Here is a 20,243-nt window from a genome sequence, read left to right as displayed (position 1 = left end):
CGGCCGTCAGGTTGTCGGGCCGGCCTGGCAATCCACTCACTGCTGCTCCCCGGAGCCCGTGCCGACGGGCACGGCCGCCGGGGCGGTGGGCAACACGACCTGCGGGACGGCCGGGCGGGGTGCGGCCGGGCGGGCTGTCTGCCGGGGTCGCGGCGGTGCGGCGGCGCCGGTGGCCGGGAGCTGCCCGTTCGGGGCGCCCGAGGCGGTCGGGCGGACGACACCGGCTGCGGCCGACCGACCGGCAGCATTGGCTGCGGCGGGAAGCTGCGCCGCGTCGGCTCCCATGCGCCGGCGCAGCGTGGCCAGGGCTCGGGACGTCTGGCTCTTCACCGTCCCCGGTGAGATGTCCAGCATCGCGGCGGTCTGCGCCTCCGACATGTCCTCGTAGTAGCGCAGCACCAGCACCGCCCGTTGCCGGTTGGGCAACTGCCTCAGATGCCGCCAGAGCAGGTCACGGTCGAGCTGCTGCTCGATCTCGTCGACGCCGGCCCGTTCCGGCAGCACCTCGGTCGGGCGCTCACCATGCCAGCGCCGCCGCCACCAGCTCGTGGATGTGTTGACCATCACACGCCGGGCGTACGGTTCGACGGCCTCGATCCCGCCGAGCCGCTTCCACGCGAGGTACGTCTTCGTCAGCGCTGTCTGGAGCAGATCCTCGGCCGTGGCCCAGTCGCCGGTGAGCAGATAAGCGGTGCGCAGGAGCGCGGCGGAGCGTGCCGCGACGAACTCGCGGAACTGCTCCTCCAGGAAGTCCCTGCTCGTCACCGCCCACCTCCACACCCCGGTCGTCCTGGCAGAGTGCCACGTCAGAGGCGTTCCGGTCCATGACGAAAGGTGCGCACTTACTCCGATGTTCGGTCGAAAAGCTTCATGCCCCGTCGTCGGCCTTGGCTTCGTCGGCCTCCTTGCCGAGCCGCGCCTCGACCGCCTGCGGCTCGTACATCTCCTCGACGACACGCAGGTAGAGCTCGTTGGGGTTGGGCAGATTCTTGATCTCGCGGAGGGCCTGCTCCTGGCCGGCGGACTCCAACACGAAGGTGCCGTAGTTGAGCGCTCGCCCGGTCGGGGTCTGTTCGTACTTCATGTCCGTGACCCGGACCAGCGGCATCATGGCCACCTTGCGGGTGACGATGCCGTTGACCACCATGACCCGCTTGTTGGTCAGGATGAAACGGTCATACCACCAGTCCGCGACCTTCCACGCCACCCAGCCCATCACGGCGAACCAGAGCAGCACGGCGATGGTGGTCAACGCGCCGACGTCCTGCCCGGCGAGGAAGCCGGAGAGGTAGCCGAGCACGAAGGTCGCCGCGATGCCGATCAACAGCGGGTTGGTGAGGTGGATCCAGTGCCGCTTCCACTCACCCCGGTAGCGCTCGGTGGGGAAGAGGTAGCGAGCCACCAGCGAGCTGGGCTCGTCCTCCAGAGGCAGCACCCGGCGAGGAGTCGAGCCGGTCGCGTCGGCACGCAACCCGGCCAGCTCGTCCTCGGAGATCTGGGGCGGCTGGTAGCCGGCCTCCGGATCACGGATCCACCCACGACCGGAACGCCCCTGGCCGGCATAGCCGGGCCCGTCGCCGTAGCCGACGTCGTCCGAAAGGGACGGACCGTCGGACAGGCCGGGCCCGGCACCGTAGCCCGGGCCGTCATCGGGCCCGATCCGCGGGATCGGCTCGGTGTCGCGCTCGCGGCGCTCCCGGTCAGGGTCGTCCGGGTCGAAGGGTGGACCGGAGGGGCTACCCATCGGCGGCTAGGCGACGAGACTGGTGAAGAAGTCGCCGAACCCCTGCGCAATATCCATGATCCCGCCGCCGAGCGACTTGAACACGTCAGCCGCTGAGTTTGGCCGGTAGGCGACGAAGAAGATCAAGAATGCGATTCCGGCCCAGGTGAGGACCTTCTTGACCATGGCGGGCCATCCTCTCGCGCGGCGCCGGGTCCCATTACCGCAGCGGCACCCAGAGTATCAGTGTGGTGTCGTACAGTGAATATCTGCGTCCGTTCTCCGTCAAACCGGCAGACTTGTCAAGGTCTCCCGGGTAAGTACGGGGACGGTGCGCCGTACACGAGCTCGGGCGGAGTCCACTCGGTCAGGTCGTGTAGCACGACGTCTTCCGCGAGCAGGTGACCCGCACTCGCCGGCCAGGCTATCGCATGGAGCCACATTCCCCGAGCTTCGCCCGCGTACGCGCTTCGATCCGTCGGAGAATTCACCAACCACAGTGGAGTGGGGTGCCCGGCGACCCTGATCCTGGCCTGGCCGACGTGGTCGGGATGACCGGGCCCCGGGTCGGTCAACGCATCGACCAGCTCCGGACCCGGGTCCGGCCCGGCCAGTCCGGCAAGCCGGGTGCCCAGGCCGACGCCCGGCTCCTCGGCCACGAAGACCAGGTCCGCCGGACCACCGCCGAGGGGCGCCGGGCCCGCGCAGGCCACGGCTGTCGCGCGCACTCCCGTCCGGTCGTCCCCCGCGTACGCCACGCCGGTGAGCGTCCAGCCGGTCGGCAGCGGCCACGGGCACCAGAGCGGCGTCACCGGCGGATCCGCGGTCGCGGTGATCCGCTCCACCACGCTCGCCACGATGTCCGCTCCGATGTGCTCGGGCACGTGCAGCGGCGGCACCGGGCCGCAACGCACGCATCTCGAGTCGGTGTGCATCAGATCCGGCGCCCGAACCGGGCCCCCGCATCTCGGACAACTCACCGCGACACTCACATCCCCACCGTCACCCCGTACCGTCGGCACGTCAAGCGGGAACGTCCAATTCGGCGTCCGGGCGCGGATCAGTCCGGCGGCGGGCCGGCGTGGGCGCGGATCCAGGCGTGCATCGCGATACCGCTGGCCACACCCGCGTTGATCGACCTCGTCGAGCCGTACTGGGCGATGGAGTAGAGCTGAGCGCACGCCGCCCGCGCCGGCCCGGAGAGCCCGGGGCCCTCCTGACCGAACAGCAGTACGCAGTTCCGGGGAAGGGTGCCGGTCTCCAGCGGACGCGCCCCGGGCAGGTTGTCGATGCCGAACACCGGCAGCCGACGCTCGTCCGCCCAGGCCACGAACTCCTCGATCGTCTCGTGATGTCGCACGTGCTGGTACCGGTCGGTGACCATCGCGCCGCGCCGGTTCCACCGTCGCCGTCCGACGATGTGCACCTCGGCGGCGTTGAACGCGTTGGCGTTGCGGACCACGGTGCCGATGTTGAAGTCGTGCTGCCAGTTCTCGATGGCGACGTGGAAACCGTGCCGGTGCCGGTCCAGGTCCGCGACGATCGCCTCGTGCCGCCAGTAGCGGTAGCGGTCGACGACGTTGCGCCGGTCTCCCTCGGCCAGCAACTGCCTGTCGTAACGCGGGTCGTCCGGCAGGTCCCCCGGCCAGGGACCCACACCCACCTCGAGCTGGTCTTCGGTCACGGTCATCAGAGGGTACGGGCCACGGCGGCACCCGCTGCGGCGGCCTGCCGGGTCACCGCAGTCCGAGGGCGGCGCCGAGCCGGTCCAGGAAGCGCCGGTCCGCCGGGGTGGCCAGGTGGTCCACCCGACGTTCGCCGGGGCTGGGCACCGCACGGCACACCCGGGCCGCGACCGACTGCACCCACTGGCGGTACGCGGCCGAGTCGGCGGGGTCGGCACGTCGACGCAGAACCCGGTTCGCCGCCCGGCAGGCGGCCAACAGGTCCACCAGATCGGTGAGCTGCTCGGTGGGTTGTGGAGTGCCGTCGTGCCGGGCGTAGATCGCGGCGACCACCGCACGGACGAGATCACTGTCGAAGGCTCGGCCCGCGGCCACGGCGTCCAGACCGGCGAGACCGGCCATGACCCCCCGCTCGGCGCGCCCAGGGCCGGAGGCGGTGGCAGCCACGAGAACCCGGCCGGGCAGACCGGTGAGCAGGTCCCACTCGGCGGCGGAGTAGGCAGACGTGGTCGACGGTGCGGCTCGACGGCCGGCAGAGGGCGGCTCTCCGGCGACGGAGTGGCTCATCGGAACCTCCGGCGTCAGCATATGCCCCGCGCACGGGAGCGGGGCCTCTTCCGCGGCAAACGCGCTGCGGGAAGGGCCCCGGAGTCCGCGGCGGTCAGCCCGCCGTACCGCTCACCGCGGCTCGGGGAAGCTGGGCCGTTCCGGATCCACCCCGTCGGGCACGGCGCTCGCCGCGTACTCCCGTTTGGGGACCATGACCTTGCGCCGGAAGACGCAGACCATGGTGCCGTCCTGGTTGTAGCCACGGGTCTCCACCGAGACCACGCCCCGGTCGGGCTTGGAGCCGGACTCACGCTTGTCGAGCACAGTGGTCTCGCCGTAGATGGTGTCGCCGTGGAAGGTCGGCGCGACGTGCCGCAGCGACTCGACCTCCAGGTTGGCGATGGCCTTCCCACTCACGTCGGGCACCGACATGCCGAGCAGTAGCGAGTAGATGTAGTTGCCGACCACCACGTTGCGCTTGAACTGGCTGGCCGTCTCGGCGTAGTGCGCGTCCATGTGCAGCGGGTGGTGGTTCATGGTGAGCAGGCAGAAGAGGTGGTCGTCGTACTCGGTGACGGTCTTGCCCGGCCAGTGCCGGTAGACCGCGCCGACCTCGAACTCCTCGTAGTAGCGGCCGAACTGCATCCTGGTCCCCTTCGACGGGCGGCGATGGAGTTCGGCACAGCATGCCTTACCGAAGGTTAAGGCGACTGGCGGGGCGCGTCGGCGGTGGAAAAGTCACACCGGCCAGTGGAACCCGGGGGGAGACGCAATGAGCGGCGGGGCCCTCCCCGGCACCCGCCGCCCACGCTCTGATGCCGAGAAGTCTGCCCTACGACAGCGTAGGTTCGACAGAGATCGGCGTCACATTTATCTTTTTGTAACACTACTCTCGGTGACGATTCAGAGGTTGATCAGCGATCTCCGCAGGCCGGATACCTCCTTGTCACGGCCCAAGTTACCGATTCGTACAGCTCAATCGGGTGGATCTCCCTGGAAACGCTCCCATCACCGCAGGTCACGCAAGTGCGTCGTGCATTTGCGTTCCGCAGGACGGTGGGATACAGACGCGGGTCGATGGTCCCCGGCCCCCTGGCAGGACCTGGCACGTTTCGTGACCCACCCCCCGGGAATTCGATACGGTCAGCCCGGGTTCTACGGGTCGTAGACAAACCGCGGTGATCGGAGAGTGCAATGGCAACCGTTGAGCTGACCTCGGCGAACTTCGACGAGGTGACCGGCAACGACGGCATCGTCCTGGTCGACTTCTGGGCCGACTGGTGTGGTCCGTGTAAGCGGTTCGCCCCGGTCTACGAGCGCTCCTCGGAGAAGCACCAGAACATCGTGTTCGGCAAGGTCGACACCGAGGCCCAGCAGGAGTTGGGCGCCAAGTTCGACATCCGGTCGATCCCCACGATCATGGCCATCCGCGACGGCGTCATCGTCTTCGCCCAGCCGGGCGCCCTCCCCGAGTCGGCGCTGGAGAACCTGATCGAGCAGGTCGAGGCCCTGGACATGGACGACGTCCGTAAGCAGCTGGCCGAGCACAACCACTGAGTCGTCGTACGACACGAAAGGCCGGGCCCGGTGCGGGCCCGGCCTTCGTCGTACTCGCGGAAGCATTTGCATGATCACCTACCCGGGCAGGCCGAACTGACCGTCGGTGGGACCCGGCACGGCCGGTACATCCCGTATCGTCACGACCCGATGGAGACCCTGACCACCCGCGGGCGCGTGACCCGGCTCGGCGCGACCGCACTCGGCCTCGCCCTGCTACTGGTCGGCACCTTCTGGGGCAGCGACGACGACTTCCCGTTCGGCCCGTTCCGGATGTACTCCACCTCCAACCCGCCGAACGCGCCCGCCCCCGACACCCGCGTCGAGGGAGTGAACAGCGCCGGCACGGTGATCGACCTCGACCAGGACGCGACCGGCATCCGTCGCGCCGAGATCGAGGGTCAACAGGCCCGGTACGCCGCCGACCCGACGCTGCTCACCGAGGTCGCCGACGCGTACGCCGAACGCCACCCGGACGCCCCCGCGCTGGTCGAGGTCCGCATCGTCATCCGCTGGCACGGCATCCGCGCCGGCCGGCCGACCGGGCAGCACACCGACCAGACAGTCGTCAGCTGGCAGGCGACCCGATGACCCGCTGGCTGACCGAGGCCGTCCCCCGGGGCCGGGTGGCCGCGTTCCGGACCCTGATCTACCTCTTCGTCGCCGCCGACCTGGTGATCTTCACTCCCTGGGTGCGCACCAGGGTCAGCGTGCCCGGCGACCTCTACCAGCCGTTGCTGATCGGTCGTCTGATCCCGCTCCCGACGCCGACCGAGACGCTGGTGACGGTGATCTTCTGGGCGTTGCTGGCGCTCGCCCTCCTCGCCGCGACCGGACGAGCCCCCCGTCTGCTCGGCTGGGCGGTCTGCGCGCTCTACCTGGAGTGGATGATCATCGCGATGAGCTACGGAAAGGTCGACCACGACCGGTTCGGGCTGCTCGTCGCGCTGGCCGTGCTCCCCACCGCCGGCCGGGCCCGGCACGGCGACACCACCCGCACCGAGGCCGGCGGCTGGGCTCTGCGAGTCACCCAGATCGCGGTGATCTGCACGTACTTCCTGGCCGCCTTCGCCAAGCTGCGCTTCGGCGGCCTGGACTGGCTCACCGGCTCGGTGCTGGCCCGCGCGATCATCCGGCGCGGCACCGACCTGGCCGACCTCATCGCCCAGGTGCCGTACCTGCTGATCGTCGCCCAGTTCGGCATCGTGGCGTTCGAGCTGCTCAGCCCGGTGGTCTTCTTCCTGCCACCCCGTTGGCGACTCGCCATGGTCGGCTTCTTCTACTCGTTCCACGCGGTCACCATCGCGACCATCACGATCTCGTTCGCGCCGCACCTGGCCGCGATGACCAGCTTCCTGCCGCTGGAACGGGTCCGCCCGGTGGTCTGGGCCCGCCGGCTCGTCGGCCGCGACGCCCTCCGTCGCGATGCTTCCGGGCCGTCCGGCGACGGGTCGGCCGTGGAACCGGCCTCACCGGACGCCGATCCGACACCGGAGCCACTCGGGGATCAGGCCTCGGTGGTGGGGCGTCCAGCCGGGCCGTAGAGCCGTTCGCGGGCCTCCTGCGGTAACGAACAGGCAGCCGTGCCACCGGGCAGGCGGTGCCGGTTGCGGGCCACCCAGCGGTACACCGGCCAGGCCGCGACGCGTACCGGCGGGAACCGCAGACCCGCACCGGCCATCCGCCAGACCGGGCCGCTGCCGGCCAGCAGCTGCGCGATGGCATCCGGGCCGGCGGCGCGTACGCCGTCCGCACCGACCCACTGCACGGCCTCCTCGCACTGGGCCACCGTGAGGCCGAGCGCGTCCAGGTCGGCGAACTGCCAGGGCACCACCCGTGCGCCGGTCGGAATGCGGCGGGCAATGAAATCCGCGCACTGCGTGCAGAACGCGCAGTCCCCGTCGTAGACGAAGGTCGACGTCTCCATGCGTCCATCCTCCCCTCACCAACCACCCGGACGCCCACCGGTGTACGGCGGGTCACTTGCGCCGTGCTCGTACACGTGTTCGAATAATGCCCATGCGCTGGGACAACCTCACCGCTCCCCCGGCTGAGGGAGACCCCGAGCGGGCAGCGCCAGCGACGCCACCCCTGCCGCTGGCGCTGCCCGGCGCCGTCGCCCGCACCTTCGACACCCCCGAGTTCGCCGGGATGACCTTCTACGAGGTGCAGGCCAAGTCCATCCTCAACCGGGTGCCCGGGCAGTCGCGCGTGCCCTTCGAATGGACCATCAACCCGTACCGTGGATGCACTCATGCATGCCGATATTGTTTCGCGAGAAATACTCACACTTACCTCGACCTCGATGCCGGTGCGGACTTCGACCGGAAGGTGATCGTCAAGGTCAACGCCGGTGAGCTGGTGCGGCGGGAGCTTGCCGCGCCGAAGTGGCGCGGCGCGCACGTGGCGATGGGCACCAACGTCGACTGCTACCAGCGGGCCGAGGGTCGCTACCGGTTGATGCCGCAGATCATCGCGGCCCTACGGGACTTCGCCAACCCGTTCTCGATCCTGACCAAGGGCACGCTGATCCTGCGCGACCTGCCCCTGCTGCGCCAAGCCGCCGAGGTCACCAGCGTGGGCATCTCGTTCTCGGTGGGGTTCGTCGACGAACAATCGCTGCGGCCGGGGCGACCAGCGTGACCGCGCTGCCTCTGCACCTGCGCCCCGGCGCACGGGAGTGGTACGCGCCCTGGCTCGCCCGGGAGCACCCACACCTGGTGCCCCGCTACCGCGAGCTGTACCGGGCTGGCGCGTACGCCCCGCAGGCCTACCAGCGGGAGGTGACCGCACGGGTGCGGATCGCTGCCCGCCGGCACGGGATGCACCGCGGCGAACGAGGCGACAACCGCAACCTGCCCGAACCACCGCCACCTTCGGCAGCCGAGCAACTGACCCTGCTTTAGACAAGTACGTCTCTGACCGAGCCGGGGCTGCGGGCGCGGCGACGGGTGCTGCACGCCACCAGCTTCAGCTGGTCGGCCATGTCGATGTGCTGTTGAGCGATATACCTCAGAGGTATAAATATGACTCTGAGGTATATCGCTCGCTCCGCATCCGACACCCGGCGGAGTAACCGACGGTCACCGACGGCCGCTGGCTGCGTGTACAGCCTCAGCCGGGGTCCCCGGACTTACTCGTCTAGGTCGACGCCGAAGACCGAGGTCGACCTGAGGCGGGGCCCGGGCGGCCAAGAGCTTTGACACACGGCCCAGTCGGGCTCGGAGCTACAGTCGGCGGGTGCGTACCGCTCAGCAGATCCTCGCCGACTCCGCCGTGATCGCCGTCGTGGGTGCGTCCCGCGACCCGTTGAAGGCCGCGCACTCCGTGCCGTTGCAGATGCAGCGCTACGGCTGGCGCATCATCCCGGTCAACCCCACTGTCGACGAACTGTTCGGGGAGCGGGCGTACCCGACGCTTGCCGACATCCCGCACCCGGTCGACCTGGTGGACGTGTTCCGGCCGGCGGCCGACGCCGTGCAGGTGGTTCGGGACGCGGCGGCGATCGGCGCCCCGGCGGTCTGGCTGCAACTGGGCATCGTCTCCGCCGAGGCGCGGCGGATCGCCGAGGAGGCGGGCATGGAGTACGTCGAGGACCGGTGCCTCATCGTCGAACGCGCCGCCGGCGACCTGACCCGCCTCCCCTGACCAAGCCCCGGCCCTACCCCGGCCCGACCCCGGCCCGACTCCACCTGGTCGATCATGGGGTTGCGGTGCCCGATCTGTGGCGATTAGCCGCCTTTGTCACCCACCACAACTCCATGATCGACGAGGCAGGGGGCAGGGGGGCGAGGGTTAGAGCTTGTATTCCTTTAGGAGACCGCGGGAGATGATGGTCTTCTGGATCTCCGAGGTGCCCTCACCGATGAGCAGGAACGGGGCCTCCCGCATCAGCCGCTCGATCTCGTACTCTTTGGAGTAGCCGTAGCCGCCGTGGATGCGGAACGCCTCCTGGACGACCTCGGCGCAGTATTCCGAGGCGAGCAGCTTGGCCATCCCGGCCTCGACGTCGTTGCGCTGGCCGGCGTCCTTGAGGCGAGCGGCGTTGACCATGAGGGCGTGCGCTGCCTCGATCTTCGTGCCCATCTCGGCGAGCTTGAAGGCGATGGCCTGGTGCTTGGCGAGCGGCTGGCCGAAGGTCTTGCGCTGCTGGGCGTAACCGACCGCCAACTCGAAGGCGCGGATGGAGATGCCGCAGGCGCGGGCGGCCACGTTGACCCGGCCCACCTCGATGCCGTCCATCATCTGGTAGAAGCCGCGCCCCACCTGGTCGGCGCCGCCGAGGATCGCGGAGTCGGGCACCGCCACCCCGTCGAGGACCATCTCGGTGGTCTCGACGCCCTTGTAACCCATCTTTTCGATCTTGCCGGGGATGGTGAGGCCGGGGGCGGTCTCGCCGAAGCCCGGCTCCTTCTCCAGCAGGAAGGTGCTCATGTTGCCGTACACCGAGTCGGCGCCGGTGTCGCTCTTGACCAGGGTGGCCACCACCGAGGAGTACGCCCCGTTGGTCAGCCACATCTTCTGTCCGTTGAGCACGTAGTGCTCACCGTCGCGGACGGCCCGGGACTTGATGGCGGAGACGTCGGAGCCGGTCTCCGGTTCGGACATCGAGAACGCGCCGCGGACCTCGCCGGTGGCCATCTTCGGCAGCAGGCGGGCCTTCTGCTCGGCGGAGCCGTGCTGGGAGATCAGGTACGCCACGATGAAGTGGGTGTTGACGATGCCGGAGATCGACATCCAGCCTCGGGACAGTTGCTCCACCACCAGCGCGTAGGTGAGCAACGATTCGCCCAGACCGCCGTACTCCTCGTCGATGGTGAGGCCGAACAGCCCCATCTCGCGCATGCCGTCGAGGATGTCGGTGGGGTACTCGTCGGCGTGCTCCAGCCGCTGCGCGTGCGGGATGATCTCCTTGTCGGCGAAGTCCCGAACGGTCTCCAGGATCGACTGTTGCACATCGGTCAGGCCGGGCGTCTGGGCGAGTCGGGCCATCTCAGCCTCCGGGGATCCGCGCACTACTCATGGGTAACTGAACGCCGGGTAAGTATCGACCTCGGGGACCGACGAGGCCAAGGTGACCAGTCCACACAACCGCTGTGAAAAGGTTCACCGCTACGGGTAGCGTCCGGCAAGAGGGACTTTTCCGGCACCGGCAGGAGGAGTGCAGCAGTGAGCTACCCGCCGCCGTCGGGACCACCAGGGGACGAGCCGCCACCGTCGCCCTACGAGCCACCACGGGACCAGTCGCCGTACGCGCCGCCACCACCCGGCCAGCCGCCGTCGGACCAGCCGGCGTTCGAGCTACCGGCGGAACGCTCACCGTACGGGCCACCGGCGGACGACCCCTCGCCGTACGCGCACCAGGGACCGCAGCAGTCGCCGCACTGGAGCCAGCAGCCGCCGTACCCTCCGCAGGGACCCTACGGTCAGTACGGCCCGCCACCTGGCGGCCCGGGCCGGGGCACCAACATCCTCGCGATCCTGTCGCTGGTGTTCGCGTTCGTGTTCCCGCCGGCCGGCGCCGTCCTCGGCCACGTGGCCAAGCGGCAGATCCGCACCAGCGGTGAGGACGGCGACCAGCTCGCCACCTGGGGCCTGATCCTCGGTTACGTCTTCACCGGGCTCACGGTCCTGGCCTGCTGCGGCTGGTTGGCGCTCGTCGTGTTGAGCAACAACGGTGACGGCGGAAGTTACTGACCGCCGGGCCACCGAGGTCAGCGGAACCGGGCCTCGCGGACGCTGTTGCCGCCGTCCACCACCAGCATCTGACCCGTGATGTACGAGGCAGCCGGCGAGCAGAGGAAGCTGATCGCCGCGGCGACCTCGTCCGGGGTGCCCGGTCGACCCACCGGAGTGCCCAACCCCTGCTTGATCTCGGCCATCGTGGACGCGGCAGTGTAGATCGTGCCGGGCGCGACGGCGTTCACCGTCACCCCGTCGGCGATCATCTCCATGGCCAACGCCCGGGTCAACCCGACGACCCCTGCCTTCGCCGCCGCGTACGCGGCCTCGGTGGGCAGGGCGTTGACCGGGCCGGCCGTGGCCGCGAGGTTGACGATCCGACCCCAGCCCCGTTCGGCCATGCCCCCGATGAACGCGCGGCTGCACAGGAACGCTGTGGACAGGTTGCGGTCGATCTCGCCCCGCCACTCGTCGTAGGTCAGCTGGGCGACCGGCCGCAGCACGCCCTGGCTGGCACGGCTGGCCAGGCCCGCGTTGTTGACCAGCACCTCGACGTCGCCCAACTGCTCGGCGACCGCGTCGGCGAGCGCACCGACCTCGGACTCGTCGGTCAGGTCCGCGACGAAACCGGTCACCCCCAGCTCACCGGCCCGCTCGTGGATGCGCCGGGTGGTGGAGACGATGGCCACGCGGGCGCCCAGGTCGGCGAGACGGCGGGCGGTGGCGTACCCGATGCCGTCCGGACTGCCCGCCCCGGTCACCAGGGCGACGCGGCCGTCGAGCCGCATGGTCACCGGATCCCCGAGTGCGACCGGCTCTTCGGAACCGGAACTGCCCGTCGGCGCTGCCGCACGGGCACGCCGGGCGACGCCTGGGCGGCTAACGTCCCGTCGGGGTCGGCTGCCGGAACGGTCCGCGGCGCGCGCGTCGAATGCCATGCCAGGGATCCTGCCCGCTGGGACCTGCCCGAGCAACGCGGCACCCGGTAGCGGGGGCGTCGGGTTTGGGCGGTGCTGGCTACCCTGATGCCGCACCCGACCTGACGGAGAGTTCGTATGACAAATCCCCCGCCGCCCGGCGGCTGGAGCGACCCCACGTGGTCGGCTCAGCCGTCGAGCCCCGCACCGGACCCGACAGTGGTGGCCGGTCAGCCGGTACCCACCCAGCCCGGCCCCGCCAACCCGTACGCGCCGGGTGACCCGTACGCGCCCGTGGATCCGTACACGCCGGGCGACCCGTACGCGGGTGCGAAGACGCCGCCGGGGCAGCCGGTGACGGCGTACGGGCCACCGCCCGGCTACCCGCCGCAGCACCCCGGATACGGCTACCCGCCCCAGCCGAAGACCAACGGGCTGGCCATCGCCTCGCTGGTGCTGGCCCTGGTAGGCGTCACCACCTGCGGCGTCACCGCGCCGATCGGGGCGATCCTCGGTCACGTGGCGCAGAAGCAGATCCGGGTCAGCGGCGAGGGCGGTGAGGGGATGGCGAAGGCCGGCATCATCGTCGGCTGGATCATCACCGCGCTGATGGTGCTGGGCATCGCCTTCTACGTCGCCGCGATCATCTTCGCGATCACGACCGGCGACAGCGGCAGCAGCAGCTACTGAGAGCGGCGGCCGGGTCGGCGTACCACCCGGGCCGGGTCGACGGCCGGTGGCTGTCGACCCGGCCCGGTACGCGTCACTCCGCCGGTGGGGTGAACGACGAGGTACGGCTCATGCCGGCGGCCCGACCCTTCGCGGAGATGACAAGGGCCATCTTGCGGGACGCCTCGTCGATCATCTCGTCGCCGAGCATCACCGCGCCCAGCTTGCCACCGGCCTCGGAGGTGTAGTGCTCGTACGCGTCGAGGATCAGCTCGGCGTGGTCGTAGTCGGCCTGCGCCGGCTGGTACACCTCGTTGGCGGCGTCGATCTGGCCCGGGTGCAGCACCCACTTGCCGTCGAAGCCCAGCGCCGCGGAACGCTTGGCCACCTCGCGGAACGCGTCGACGTCCCGGATCTGCAGGAACGGGCCGTCGATGGCCTGCTTGTCGTGCATCCGCGCGGCCATCAGGATCCGCATCAGGATGTAGTGGTACGGGTCGCCCGGGTAGTCCGGGATCAGGCCGCCGACCACCAGCGACTTCATGTTGATCGACGCCATGAAGTCGGCCGGGCCGAAGATGATCGTCTCCACGCGCGGCGAGGCGGCGGCGATCGCGTCCACGTTGACCAGTCCGGCGGCGTTCTCGATCTGCGCCTCGATGCCGATCCGACCGACCTCGAGGCCGATCGTCTTCTCGATCTGGGTGAGCGTCAGGTCCAGCCACTGCACCTGGGCGGCGTTCTGCACCTTGGGCAGCATGACGCAGTCCAGGTTCGCGCCGGCCCCCTCGACGACCTCGATGACGTCCCGGTAGGTCCACGGGGTGGTCAGGTCGTTGACCCGGACCACCCGGGTCTTGCCGGCCCAGTCACCCTCGTTGAGGGCGGCCACGATGTTCTTGCGCGCGTCCGGCTTGGCCAGCGGGGCGACGGCGTCCTCCAGGTCGAGGAAGACCTGGTCGGCCGGGAGACCCTGGGCCTTGCCCAGCATCTTGACGCTGGAACCCGGGACGGCGAGGCAGGACCTGCGGGGGCGACCGACAACGGCCATGGATGCGCTCCTTCCAGCGTCCGGCGGGCATGCCGACGCCACCTGACGACAGATCCGAGACCTTAACGATCCCAAAGGGCGTTGTGACGCCACGGTAACCTCGCGCCATGACCGGGGTGAATGGACCTGTGGAAGATCTCACTGGGCGTCGGCTGGTGGTGGTGACCGGGGCCAGCTCCGGCATCGGGTTGGCAGCCGCCGTGGGGCTGGCCTGCCGGGGTGACCAGGTGGTGCTGGTCGGACGGGACCCGGCGCGACTCCAGGCCGCAGCGGAACGGGTACGCGAGAACTCCGGTGAGCGTCCGGAGTTGTTCCGGGCCGACTTCGCGATCCTCGACGACGTACGCCGGCTCGCCGAGCAGCTACGGGCGACGTACGACCGGATCGACGTGCTCGCCAACAACGCCGGGGCGATCGCGTTGCAACCGCTCACCACCGTCGACGGCTTCGAGATGTCCATCCAGGCCAACCACCTGGCTCCGTTCCTGCTGACCAATCTGCTTGCCGACCGGGTCAAGCGGGTCGTGGTTACCGCCTCCGGCGCGCACCGGTTCGGCGCATTGGACCCGGACGACCTGAACGCGCCACTGCGCGGCTACCGGCCGACGAGCGCGTACGGCACCAGCAAACAGGCGAACGTCCTGTTCACCGTCGAGGCGGCCCGGCGCTGGCCGAGCATGTCCGTGTACAGCTTCCACCCCGGGGTGGTGCGTACCCGGTTCGGCAACGACAGCAGGTTGGTGGCCATCGGGATGCGGTTCATGCCATTCCGCAGCCCGGAGAAGGGCGCCGAAACCCTGGTGTGGTTGGCCAACCAGGATCGCTCCCGACTGGTCGACGGGGGTTACTACGTCGACCGTCGGCCGCGTCGGCCGTACCGGAAGGCCACGAACCCGCACCTCGCGGCCCGGCTCTGGGAGGCCAGCGCCAAGGCGGTGGGCATCGATGACTAGCGACGCCGGGCTGACACTCGTCGCGATCGTCGAGTTCGCCGCCGGTGCCGAGACGGCCGGACAGCGTTACGAGGACGCCGTGCTGGCCCTGCTCGAACGACACGGCGGCCACCTCGACCGGCGGTTACACGGCACCGACAGCCGGACCGAGGTGCACGTGATCCGGTTCGACTCCCGGGCCGGGTACGAGTCGTTCCTCGCCGACCCGGACCGGGCGGCCCTACGGAGCGCGCTCGGTGCGGCCGCCCCGACCACCCGGGTCATCGAGGTACACGAGCCCGTCGCCGGTCACGCCGACGTCGCAGCCCCGACAGCACCGGCACCGCGACCAGGACCACCAGGATGAAACCCACAGCGAGCGCCCAGAACGGCGGCGGCCCGTAGTGGGGGCGGCCGGACTCGCGTACCGCCCCGCTGATCGCGAGGTCGGCGGCGACCGACAGGTCGGTGATCCCCTCCGGGGTCCGGAAGAGCACGTCCGGGGCTGTCGCGCCCCGACGGAGCACCACGAGTTCCACGGCCTCCGTGCCGACCTCGTGATACGGCCCCCACGCGATGTCGTGCTCCTCCGGGAGGTCCTGCGCCTCCGGCCCCGGCACGCCGACCAACGCGACAGCCTCGTCCACCGAGCGCCAACCGAGCAGTTGCACGAACGAGCGGGAACGCACCGGTGGGAACGCCGTGCCGGCCAACGGGGTGCCGTCGGCAGTGGACCGCAGGTCCAGTGTCCAGGTGCGCCGGTAGGACGGCACCGGGCAGTCGGTGCAGGTGGACCGGCCCAGCACCGCCACCGACCGGCCGTCCGGCAGCCAGGAGCCGGCCCCGGCGAGCCGCCCGCCGACCAGCGGCAACTTCCGGTACGGCTCGGCGAGCCGATCCGCGCCCGCGTCACCCACCCGGGTCAGCCAGACCTCGTCGCGGACCTGGAGGGCGAGGTCACCGCCGTCCGGCGACAGCGCGGCCGTGCGCCCCGGCGGGATCCAGGCGGTGTCGACAGGCACCCGCAGCACGTCCGTCCCGCGATCCCGGTCGTAGACGCCGACGTACGGGGTGGAGTAGGTGTTCGGGGACGTGAACGTGGTGTCCGGGTCGGCGTAGACCAGGCGTTTCCCGTTCGGTGCGAAGGCGAGCGGGTAGCCGTCCGGGCGGTCCGGGGTGCTCTTCCCGGACGTCAGGTCGACCAGGGAGTCGCCCACCCACACGTACCGGCCGTCCGGGGAGAGCAACGCCTCGAAACCCGCGACGGCCGGATCGCCGTCCAGCACCCGGTAGCGGTCGTCGTCCGCCGCCACCACACCCATCCGCGTCTCGAACCAGTTGGTGCGCACGGCGGGACCACCGAAGAGCATCGCCGCCACCCCAGGTGCCGAGTGACCCACCGAGGCGGTCCGCAGCGGCGGATCGACCAGCTTGGTCGGTAGGCCGGGGGCGTCGTGACGCGGGCCGGCGGGCAGGGGCAGGGCCACCGGGTGCAGCGCGTACCCGGTGCCGAGGAGGAGGACCAGGACGGCGAGCGCGCCGGCGACGGCGGCCCGGCGACGACGGTGCCGGGTCCGCGCCGCGTCGAAGAGCCCGTCCGGTACGCGCGCGGGTGGCACGTCGGCGGCGAGACGGCGCAGCGCCTCGGAGAGTCGGGCGGTCATCGGGAGGTCACCTCCTGCGGGCTCTGGCCGACGAGTTCGGCCAACTCGGGGGCGAGCACCCGCAGCCGGCGAAGGGCGTGCCGGGTCTGGCTCTTCACAGTGCCGACCCGGCAGCCGAGCAGCGCTGCCGTCTCCGTCTCGGTGCGGTCCTCGTAGTAGCGCAACACGAGGACCGCGCGCTGCCGCGCGGTCAGCCGGGCCAACGCCGCCGACAGCACCAGCCGCAGATCGGTGTCGTCACCGGGTCCGGCGCGTTCCGGCAGCGCCCCGTCCAGCCGCTCGGGCGGGCGGGCCCGCCGCCAGCGCCACCAACTGGCCGCCTGCGTGCACAGCACCCGACGCAGGTAGGCGCGCGGGTCGGCGATCCGCTCCCACCGCACCGCGACCCGCGCCAGCGCCACCTGGACCAGATCCTCGGCATGGTGCCGGTCACCGGTCAACAGGTACGCGAGCCGGGTCAGCCCGGCGGTCTCGGCCCGGACGAAGTCGGCGAAGCCGTCCCGGGTGCGGTCCTCAGTCGTCAACGGATCGCCCTCCTCACCGGGATAGACGCGCGGCGGGTCCGTCACGGAGGGAATCACCGCCCAGATTCCTCGTGTCGTGCGATCAGTCGTCGAGCGGGGTCGGGTCGGTGGGCAGAGCGGTGGGCGCGGCTGCACGGCGACCGGCGCGGGCACCGCCCAACACCACCACCGCCACACCGGCCAGCAGCAACGCCATCCCCAGCAGCGCGTACGGGCGGGGAACCTGACCCAGCCAGGCCCACCCGAGCAGTGCCGCACCGGGCGCCTCCAGCAGGATCAGCACGCTCACAGTGGTCGCCGGGATCTTCTGCAGGGCGTAGTTGAACATCGAGTGCCCGAGCAGTTGAGCGCCGACCACCAGGGCCAGGATGGCCAGCCAGGTGCGTCCGTCGAACCCGGTCAGCCGTACGCCCCCGACCAGGCACATGGCCAGCAGGATCAGCGCGCAGATCCCGTAGCAGATAGTGGTGTACGTGGTGGTGCTGATGCTGGTCCGGGCCCGTTCGCCGAAGGCGGTGTAGACGGCGGCGAACATGGCGCCGGCCAGCGCCAGCACGTCGCCGAGGACGGCCCGGCCGGAGACCCCCACGTCCACGCCGGTGGCGACCGCCGCCCCGCCGACCGCCACGGCGATGCCGATCCACACGATCCGGGGCAGCCGACGCCCCTGGGCGCGGGCGATCAGCCCTTGCCAGACCGGCTGGGTGGCCACCAGCGCGGTGGACGTGGCGACGGTGGTGAGCTGGGCGCTCGGCACCCAGGTGGCGAAGTGACCGGCCAGCGCGACACCGGACAGGACGCAGAACAGCCCCTCCCGCCGACCCACGCCGGTAGCGAGCCGGCGGAACTCGGCACGGCGTCGGGCCAGCGAGAACGGGCCCAGCACGGCGACCGCGAGCAGGTTACGCCAGAACGCGATGGCCAGCGCGGGCGCGGCGGCGTACGCGATCAGCGGCGCGGACGACGACACCGCGACCACGGCCAGGCCGACCGCGCCGGTGGTCAGCGGATCCAGTGACGGCCGGTGTGAAGGTGGGGGCACGGGACGTAATCCTCACACGTATGACGGACAGCACGGAGGGTCATCACTCCGTTACGATCACGCGCGTCCGCGCCGGCGACCCTCGACCGCCCGGAGGCGCTCCCCCATGCCCACCTACCAGGCGGTGCTGTTCGACTTCTTCGGCACCCTGACCCGCTCGGTGCAGCGCGGTGTCGCGCACGCCAGCACAGCCGAGCTGCTCGGCTGTCACACCGACACGTTGACCGAGGTGTTGGACCGTACCTACTACGAACGGGCCACCGGCCTGCTCGGCAACGCCGAGGCGACCCTTCGCTGGGTGTGCGCCCAGGCCGGCGTACACCCCAGCGACCATGCGGTGCGGGCGGCCGTGGCGTCCCGACACCGGGCGGTCCGCGCGGACACCTGGCTACGGGCCGACGCCGTGCCGGTGCTCGCGGCCCTACGCCAGCGTGGCCTGCGCACCGGTGTGATCAGCGACTGTACGCACGAACTGCCGGCCTTCATGCCACAGCTCGCCATCGCCCCCCTGCTCGACGTGCGGGTCTTCTCGGTGCAGGTCGGACGGTGCAAACCGGATCCGGCGCTCTACCTGACCGCCTGCCAGCGACTCGGGCTCACGCCCGGCGACTGCCTGTACGTCGGCGACGGCGGCAGCCAGGAGTTGACCGGCGCAGAGAGGGCCGGGATGACGGCCGTCCGGCTCGCCGCCCCGGACCTGGCCACGCACATGGTGTTCAACGCCGACCTGGACTGGCGCGGGCCGACGCTCGCCACCCTGGGCGAGGTGCTGGCCCTCGTCGACAGCGACGCCGAGGTGGTGGGGGTCGGCGGCCGGGCGGCATGACGAGTTGATCAGCGACGACGAACCCGGTGCAGGCGGAACGGCTTGCGCGTGGCCCGGACCGCCGGGGTGGCCCGAGGTGGCTCGGCCTGCGCGTCGGCCGGCAGCTCCGTGCCGGCCAGCGGTGTCCCCGCCGGGGCGAGCCGGTTCACCGCGCACCCCTCGGCAGCCCAGCGGGCCACCAGGTCGGCGATCGGACCGGCCGCGTTGAGGCGCTTCGCCGCCACCAGCGGCGCGATGGTGTCCCACTCCTCGGTGCCCGGCCGCACCCGGCTCACCCTCGCCGGCCAGGTGACGATCCGACCACCGTGATCGCCACGCAGGGAGACCTGCGCCTCGGTCGCGTCGGCCAGGCCCGGCGCCGCCTGCTCGCCCGGCCCGCTGACCACCAGGAGCGCGCCCTCGAGAGGGGCGCACCAGAGCGCGAGCGCCGGCCCGCCCGACACGCTCACCCAGGCCACCGCGGCCTTCTTCATCGCCTCGTCGACCAGCGGCGTCGAGCCCTGCGTGTCGTCAGTCACCCTCGCATCCTCCCGCATCGGCGTCCGGGCTCAACCGACGAACGGCGGGACGGCGATCTCACCCCGGGCCACCGGCATGACCTGACCGGCGACCGTCGCGCCGACCGCCACGCCGTTCGCCGCGGTGACAGTGCAGGCCAGGGCCGACGGGCGGTTCATCTCGACACCCTGACGGACCGCGTAACGGGACAGCCCCTCGCCCGGCAGCAGGCCCGTCGCCACCAGCCAGACACCCAGGCCGAGCGCCGCCGAGCCGGTCGCCGGGTCCTCCGGAATGCCGATGCCGGGCACGAAGACCCGGGCGTGCGCGGTTTGCGTCGCCCCGTCCCAGGAGAAGACGCTGACGTGCGAAACCCCGTACCGCTGCGCCGCGGCCGCGTTCACAGTGGCGCGGGCCACCGACTCCGGGCGCACCGGCAGGTACGGGAACTCCAAGCCACAGCCGGCGACGCGTGGCGCCGGGCCGACGTGGTCGTCAGCGGTCAGCCCGGCGATCTCCAGCAGCGGCTCCGGATCCAGCTCCGGCCCGAGGGTCGGTGTGCCACCGGTCAGCGTCGCCCCGGAGGCGGTCACCTCGATCGGCAGCACCCCGGCGTGGCACTCCTGGGTGACAGACCCCACACCGAACATGCCCCGCCGGCTCGCGGTGACCGCCGCGCCGACACTCGGGTGTCCGGCGAAGGGCAACTCCTCCACCGGAGTGAAGATCCGTGCCCGGTAGGTGACGCCGACCTGGGTCGGAGGCAGCACGAACACCGTCTCGGAGAGATTGAACTCCAACGCCAGTGCCTGCATCTGCTCGGTGGCCAGCCCTTCCGCGCCGAACACCACGGCCAGCGGGTTGCCGGCGAAGGGGCGGTCGGTGAAGACGTCCACGATCTCGTAGGCCAAGGTCGACATGTTG

General features: G+C 70.8%; 25 protein-coding genes and 1 pseudogene. 10 read left to right on the top strand and 16 right to left on the bottom strand.

The window, feature by feature from the left end; genetic code table 11:
• Positions 1 to 36: 36 nt before the first annotated feature.
• The 7 genes from O7631_RS08570 to O7631_RS08540 all read right to left on the bottom strand — a co-directional run bounded on the left by O7631_RS08570 (position 37) and on the right by O7631_RS08540 (position 4,602).
• On the bottom strand, positions 37 to 765 hold the full coding sequence (locus tag O7631_RS08570) for a SigE family RNA polymerase sigma factor (RefSeq protein WP_278143783.1): 729 nt from the start codon (positions 763 to 765) through the stop codon (positions 37 to 39).
• Positions 766 to 868: 103 nt separating this feature from the next.
• Complete coding sequence (locus O7631_RS08565; RefSeq protein ID WP_269681244.1) at positions 869 to 1,744, bottom strand: PH domain-containing protein; 876 nt, start codon at positions 1,742 to 1,744, stop codon at positions 869 to 871.
• A 6-nt stretch (positions 1,745 to 1,750) separates the two neighbouring features.
• Positions 1,751 to 1,909, bottom strand: a complete 159-nt coding sequence (locus tag O7631_RS08560) for a hypothetical protein (RefSeq protein WP_007455302.1) — start codon at positions 1,907 to 1,909, stop codon at positions 1,751 to 1,753.
• Positions 1,910 to 2,025: 116 nt separating this feature from the next.
• A complete protein-coding gene (locus tag O7631_RS08555; protein ID WP_347403497.1) occupies positions 2,026 to 2,703 on the bottom strand; it encodes a DUF6758 family protein in 678 nt (225 codons plus the stop codon).
• An 80-nt stretch (positions 2,704 to 2,783) separates the two neighbouring features.
• Positions 2,784 to 3,407 (bottom strand): RNA methyltransferase, encoded by a 624-nt coding sequence (locus tag O7631_RS08550; RefSeq protein ID WP_278147881.1) that lies wholly within the window; start codon positions 3,405 to 3,407, stop codon positions 2,784 to 2,786.
• Between the two features lie 52 nt (positions 3,408 to 3,459).
• Positions 3,460 to 3,996, bottom strand: a complete 537-nt coding sequence (locus tag O7631_RS08545) for a hypothetical protein (protein WP_278143781.1) — start codon at positions 3,994 to 3,996, stop codon at positions 3,460 to 3,462.
• Between the two features lie 90 nt (positions 3,997 to 4,086).
• Positions 4,087 to 4,602 carry a MaoC family dehydratase gene (locus O7631_RS08540; protein ID WP_145786186.1) on the bottom strand — a complete coding sequence of 172 codons (516 nt, stop codon included), beginning with the start codon at positions 4,600 to 4,602 and terminating at the stop codon, positions 4,087 to 4,089.
• A 549-nt stretch (positions 4,603 to 5,151) separates the two neighbouring features.
• On the opposite strand from O7631_RS08540, the gene trxA reads away from it, so the two are divergent.
• The 3 genes from trxA (at position 5,152) to O7631_RS08525 (ending at position 7,058) form a co-directional block, all read left to right on the top strand.
• Complete coding sequence (gene trxA / locus O7631_RS08535) at positions 5,152 to 5,514, top strand: thioredoxin (protein WP_030329190.1); 363 nt, start codon at positions 5,152 to 5,154, stop codon at positions 5,512 to 5,514.
• Positions 5,515 to 5,664: 150 nt separating this feature from the next.
• A complete protein-coding gene (locus O7631_RS08530) occupies positions 5,665 to 6,105 on the top strand; it encodes a hypothetical protein (RefSeq protein WP_278143780.1) in 441 nt (146 codons plus the stop codon).
• Positions 6,102 to 7,058 carry an HTTM domain-containing protein gene (locus O7631_RS08525; protein WP_278143779.1) on the top strand — a complete coding sequence of 319 codons (957 nt, stop codon included), beginning with the start codon at positions 6,102 to 6,104 and terminating at the stop codon, positions 7,056 to 7,058. Before O7631_RS08530 ends, O7631_RS08525 begins: the two co-directional genes overlap by 4 nt.
• On the opposite strand, the gene O7631_RS08520 is transcribed toward O7631_RS08525, so the two are convergent.
• Positions 7,022 to 7,441 carry a DUF393 domain-containing protein gene (locus O7631_RS08520; RefSeq protein ID WP_278143778.1) on the bottom strand — a complete coding sequence of 140 codons (420 nt, stop codon included), beginning with the start codon at positions 7,439 to 7,441 and terminating at the stop codon, positions 7,022 to 7,024. The genes O7631_RS08525 and O7631_RS08520 overlap by 37 nt on opposite strands.
• A gap of 92 nt (positions 7,442 to 7,533) precedes the next feature.
• On the opposite strand from O7631_RS08520, the pseudogene O7631_RS08515 reads away from it, so the two are divergent.
• Together O7631_RS08515 and O7631_RS08510 are read left to right on the top strand one after the other, a co-directional pair.
• Positions 7,534 to 8,420 (top strand): annotated as a pseudogene (locus tag O7631_RS08515) (radical SAM protein).
• A gap of 334 nt (positions 8,421 to 8,754) precedes the next feature.
• Positions 8,755 to 9,162: a CoA-binding protein gene (locus O7631_RS08510; RefSeq protein ID WP_278143777.1), complete on the top strand. Its 408-nt coding sequence runs from the start codon at positions 8,755 to 8,757 to the stop codon at positions 9,160 to 9,162.
• A gap of 147 nt (positions 9,163 to 9,309) precedes the next feature.
• Here O7631_RS08510 and O7631_RS08505 read toward each other — a convergent pair whose 3' ends face one another.
• A complete protein-coding gene (locus O7631_RS08505) occupies positions 9,310 to 10,506 on the bottom strand; it encodes an acyl-CoA dehydrogenase family protein (protein WP_278147880.1) in 1,197 nt (398 codons plus the stop codon).
• Between the two features lie 177 nt (positions 10,507 to 10,683).
• Here O7631_RS08505 and O7631_RS08500 point away from each other — a divergent pair, with 177 nt between their 5' ends.
• Positions 10,684 to 11,211 carry a DUF4190 domain-containing protein gene (locus O7631_RS08500; RefSeq protein WP_278143776.1) on the top strand — a complete coding sequence of 176 codons (528 nt, stop codon included), beginning with the start codon at positions 10,684 to 10,686 and terminating at the stop codon, positions 11,209 to 11,211.
• 17 nt (positions 11,212 to 11,228) lie between these two features.
• Here O7631_RS08500 and O7631_RS08495 read toward each other — a convergent pair whose 3' ends face one another.
• Positions 11,229 to 12,134 (bottom strand): SDR family NAD(P)-dependent oxidoreductase, encoded by a 906-nt coding sequence (locus tag O7631_RS08495; protein ID WP_278143775.1) that lies wholly within the window; start codon positions 12,132 to 12,134, stop codon positions 11,229 to 11,231.
• 117 nt (positions 12,135 to 12,251) lie between these two features.
• Between O7631_RS08495 and O7631_RS08490 the strand changes: the two genes are divergently transcribed.
• Positions 12,252 to 12,803 (top strand): DUF4190 domain-containing protein, encoded by a 552-nt coding sequence (locus O7631_RS08490; protein ID WP_278143774.1) that lies wholly within the window; start codon positions 12,252 to 12,254, stop codon positions 12,801 to 12,803.
• 73 nt (positions 12,804 to 12,876) lie between these two features.
• On the opposite strand, the gene O7631_RS08485 is transcribed toward O7631_RS08490, so the two are convergent.
• Positions 12,877 to 13,833, bottom strand: coding sequence for a CoA ester lyase (locus O7631_RS08485; protein ID WP_278143773.1), 957 nt, complete (start codon positions 13,831 to 13,833; stop codon positions 12,877 to 12,879).
• A 128-nt stretch (positions 13,834 to 13,961) separates the two neighbouring features.
• On the opposite strand from O7631_RS08485, the gene O7631_RS08480 reads away from it, so the two are divergent.
• Both O7631_RS08480 and O7631_RS08475 read left to right on the top strand, forming a co-directional pair.
• Positions 13,962 to 14,786: an SDR family NAD(P)-dependent oxidoreductase gene (locus tag O7631_RS08480; protein ID WP_278147879.1), complete on the top strand. Its 825-nt coding sequence runs from the start codon at positions 13,962 to 13,964 to the stop codon at positions 14,784 to 14,786.
• Positions 14,779 to 15,132 carry a hypothetical protein gene (locus tag O7631_RS08475; RefSeq protein WP_278143772.1) on the top strand — a complete coding sequence of 118 codons (354 nt, stop codon included), beginning with the start codon at positions 14,779 to 14,781 and terminating at the stop codon, positions 15,130 to 15,132. The genes O7631_RS08480 and O7631_RS08475 overlap by 8 nt, the downstream gene beginning before the upstream one ends.
• On the opposite strand, the gene O7631_RS08470 is transcribed toward O7631_RS08475, so the two are convergent.
• The 3 genes from O7631_RS08470 to O7631_RS08460 form a co-directional block, all read right to left on the bottom strand.
• A complete protein-coding gene (locus O7631_RS08470) occupies positions 15,047 to 16,429 on the bottom strand; it encodes a hypothetical protein (protein WP_278143771.1) in 1,383 nt (460 codons plus the stop codon). The two genes, O7631_RS08475 and O7631_RS08470, sit on opposite strands and share 86 nt — an antisense overlap.
• Positions 16,426 to 16,953, bottom strand: a complete 528-nt coding sequence (locus O7631_RS08465; protein ID WP_269681257.1) for a SigE family RNA polymerase sigma factor — start codon at positions 16,951 to 16,953, stop codon at positions 16,426 to 16,428. Before O7631_RS08465 ends, O7631_RS08470 begins: the two co-directional genes overlap by 4 nt.
• Positions 16,954 to 17,035: 82 nt before the next feature.
• Positions 17,036 to 17,995: a DMT family transporter gene (locus tag O7631_RS08460; RefSeq protein ID WP_278143770.1), complete on the bottom strand. Its 960-nt coding sequence runs from the start codon at positions 17,993 to 17,995 to the stop codon at positions 17,036 to 17,038.
• A 106-nt stretch (positions 17,996 to 18,101) separates the two neighbouring features.
• Between O7631_RS08460 and O7631_RS08455 the strand changes: the two genes are divergently transcribed.
• Positions 18,102 to 18,821 carry an HAD family hydrolase gene (locus tag O7631_RS08455; protein WP_278143769.1) on the top strand — a complete coding sequence of 240 codons (720 nt, stop codon included), beginning with the start codon at positions 18,102 to 18,104 and terminating at the stop codon, positions 18,819 to 18,821.
• Positions 18,822 to 18,829: 8 nt separating this feature from the next.
• Here O7631_RS08455 and O7631_RS08450 read toward each other — a convergent pair whose 3' ends face one another.
• Both O7631_RS08450 and O7631_RS08445 read right to left on the bottom strand, forming a co-directional pair.
• Positions 18,830 to 19,357 carry a hypothetical protein gene (locus tag O7631_RS08450; protein ID WP_278143767.1) on the bottom strand — a complete coding sequence of 176 codons (528 nt, stop codon included), beginning with the start codon at positions 19,355 to 19,357 and terminating at the stop codon, positions 18,830 to 18,832.
• A 12-nt stretch (positions 19,358 to 19,369) separates the two neighbouring features.
• Complete coding sequence (locus O7631_RS08445; protein WP_278143766.1) at positions 19,370 to 20,239, bottom strand: PhzF family phenazine biosynthesis protein; 870 nt, start codon at positions 20,237 to 20,239, stop codon at positions 19,370 to 19,372.
• Positions 20,240 to 20,243: the final 4 nt, after the last annotated feature.

The sequence above is a fragment of the Micromonospora sp. WMMD967 genome (assembly GCF_029626165.1).
Taxonomy (GTDB): Bacteria; Actinomycetota; Actinomycetes; order Mycobacteriales; family Micromonosporaceae; genus Micromonospora; species Micromonospora taraxaci.
Note: the sequence above shows the minus strand (reverse complement) of the source record. Positions and strands in the feature narration are given on the sequence as shown.

Bases quoted from the DNA above. Each gene is read 5' to 3' on its own strand.
- O7631_RS08565 (WP_269681244.1), bottom strand. From the start codon at position 1,744: ATGGGTAGCCCCTCCGGTCCACCCTTCGACCCGGACGACCCTGACCGG.
- O7631_RS08560 (WP_007455302.1), bottom strand. From the start codon at position 1,909: ATGGTCAAGAAGGTCCTCACCTGGGCCGGAATCGCATTCTTGATCTTC.
- O7631_RS08545 (WP_278143781.1), bottom strand. From the start codon at position 3,996: ATGCTGACGCCGGAGGTTCCGATGAGCCACTCCGTCGCCGGAGAGCCG.
- O7631_RS08540 (WP_145786186.1), bottom strand. From the start codon at position 4,602: ATGCAGTTCGGCCGCTACTACGAGGAGTTCGAGGTCGGCGCGGTCTAC.
- trxA (WP_030329190.1), top strand. From the start codon at position 5,152: ATGGCAACCGTTGAGCTGACCTCGGCGAACTTCGACGAGGTGACCGGC.
- O7631_RS08530 (WP_278143780.1), top strand. From the start codon at position 5,665: ATGGAGACCCTGACCACCCGCGGGCGCGTGACCCGGCTCGGCGCGACC.
- O7631_RS08525 (WP_278143779.1), top strand. From the start codon at position 6,102: ATGACCCGCTGGCTGACCGAGGCCGTCCCCCGGGGCCGGGTGGCCGCG.
- O7631_RS08520 (WP_278143778.1), bottom strand. From the start codon at position 7,441: ATGGAGACGTCGACCTTCGTCTACGACGGGGACTGCGCGTTCTGCACG.
- O7631_RS08505 (WP_278147880.1), bottom strand. From the start codon at position 10,506: ATGGCCCGACTCGCCCAGACGCCCGGCCTGACCGATGTGCAACAGTCG.
- O7631_RS08495 (WP_278143775.1), bottom strand. From the start codon at position 12,134: ATGGCATTCGACGCGCGCGCCGCGGACCGTTCCGGCAGCCGACCCCGA.
- O7631_RS08490 (WP_278143774.1), top strand. From the start codon at position 12,252: ATGACAAATCCCCCGCCGCCCGGCGGCTGGAGCGACCCCACGTGGTCG.
- O7631_RS08485 (WP_278143773.1), bottom strand. From the start codon at position 13,833: ATGGCCGTTGTCGGTCGCCCCCGCAGGTCCTGCCTCGCCGTCCCGGGT.
- O7631_RS08475 (WP_278143772.1), top strand. From the start codon at position 14,779: ATGACTAGCGACGCCGGGCTGACACTCGTCGCGATCGTCGAGTTCGCC.
- O7631_RS08470 (WP_278143771.1), bottom strand. From the start codon at position 16,429: ATGACCGCCCGACTCTCCGAGGCGCTGCGCCGTCTCGCCGCCGACGTG.
- O7631_RS08455 (WP_278143769.1), top strand. From the start codon at position 18,102: ATGCCCACCTACCAGGCGGTGCTGTTCGACTTCTTCGGCACCCTGACC.
- O7631_RS08450 (WP_278143767.1), bottom strand. From the start codon at position 19,357: ATGCGGGAGGATGCGAGGGTGACTGACGACACGCAGGGCTCGACGCCG.
- O7631_RS08445 (WP_278143766.1), bottom strand. From the start codon at position 20,239: ATGTCGACCTTGGCCTACGAGATCGTGGACGTCTTCACCGACCGCCCC.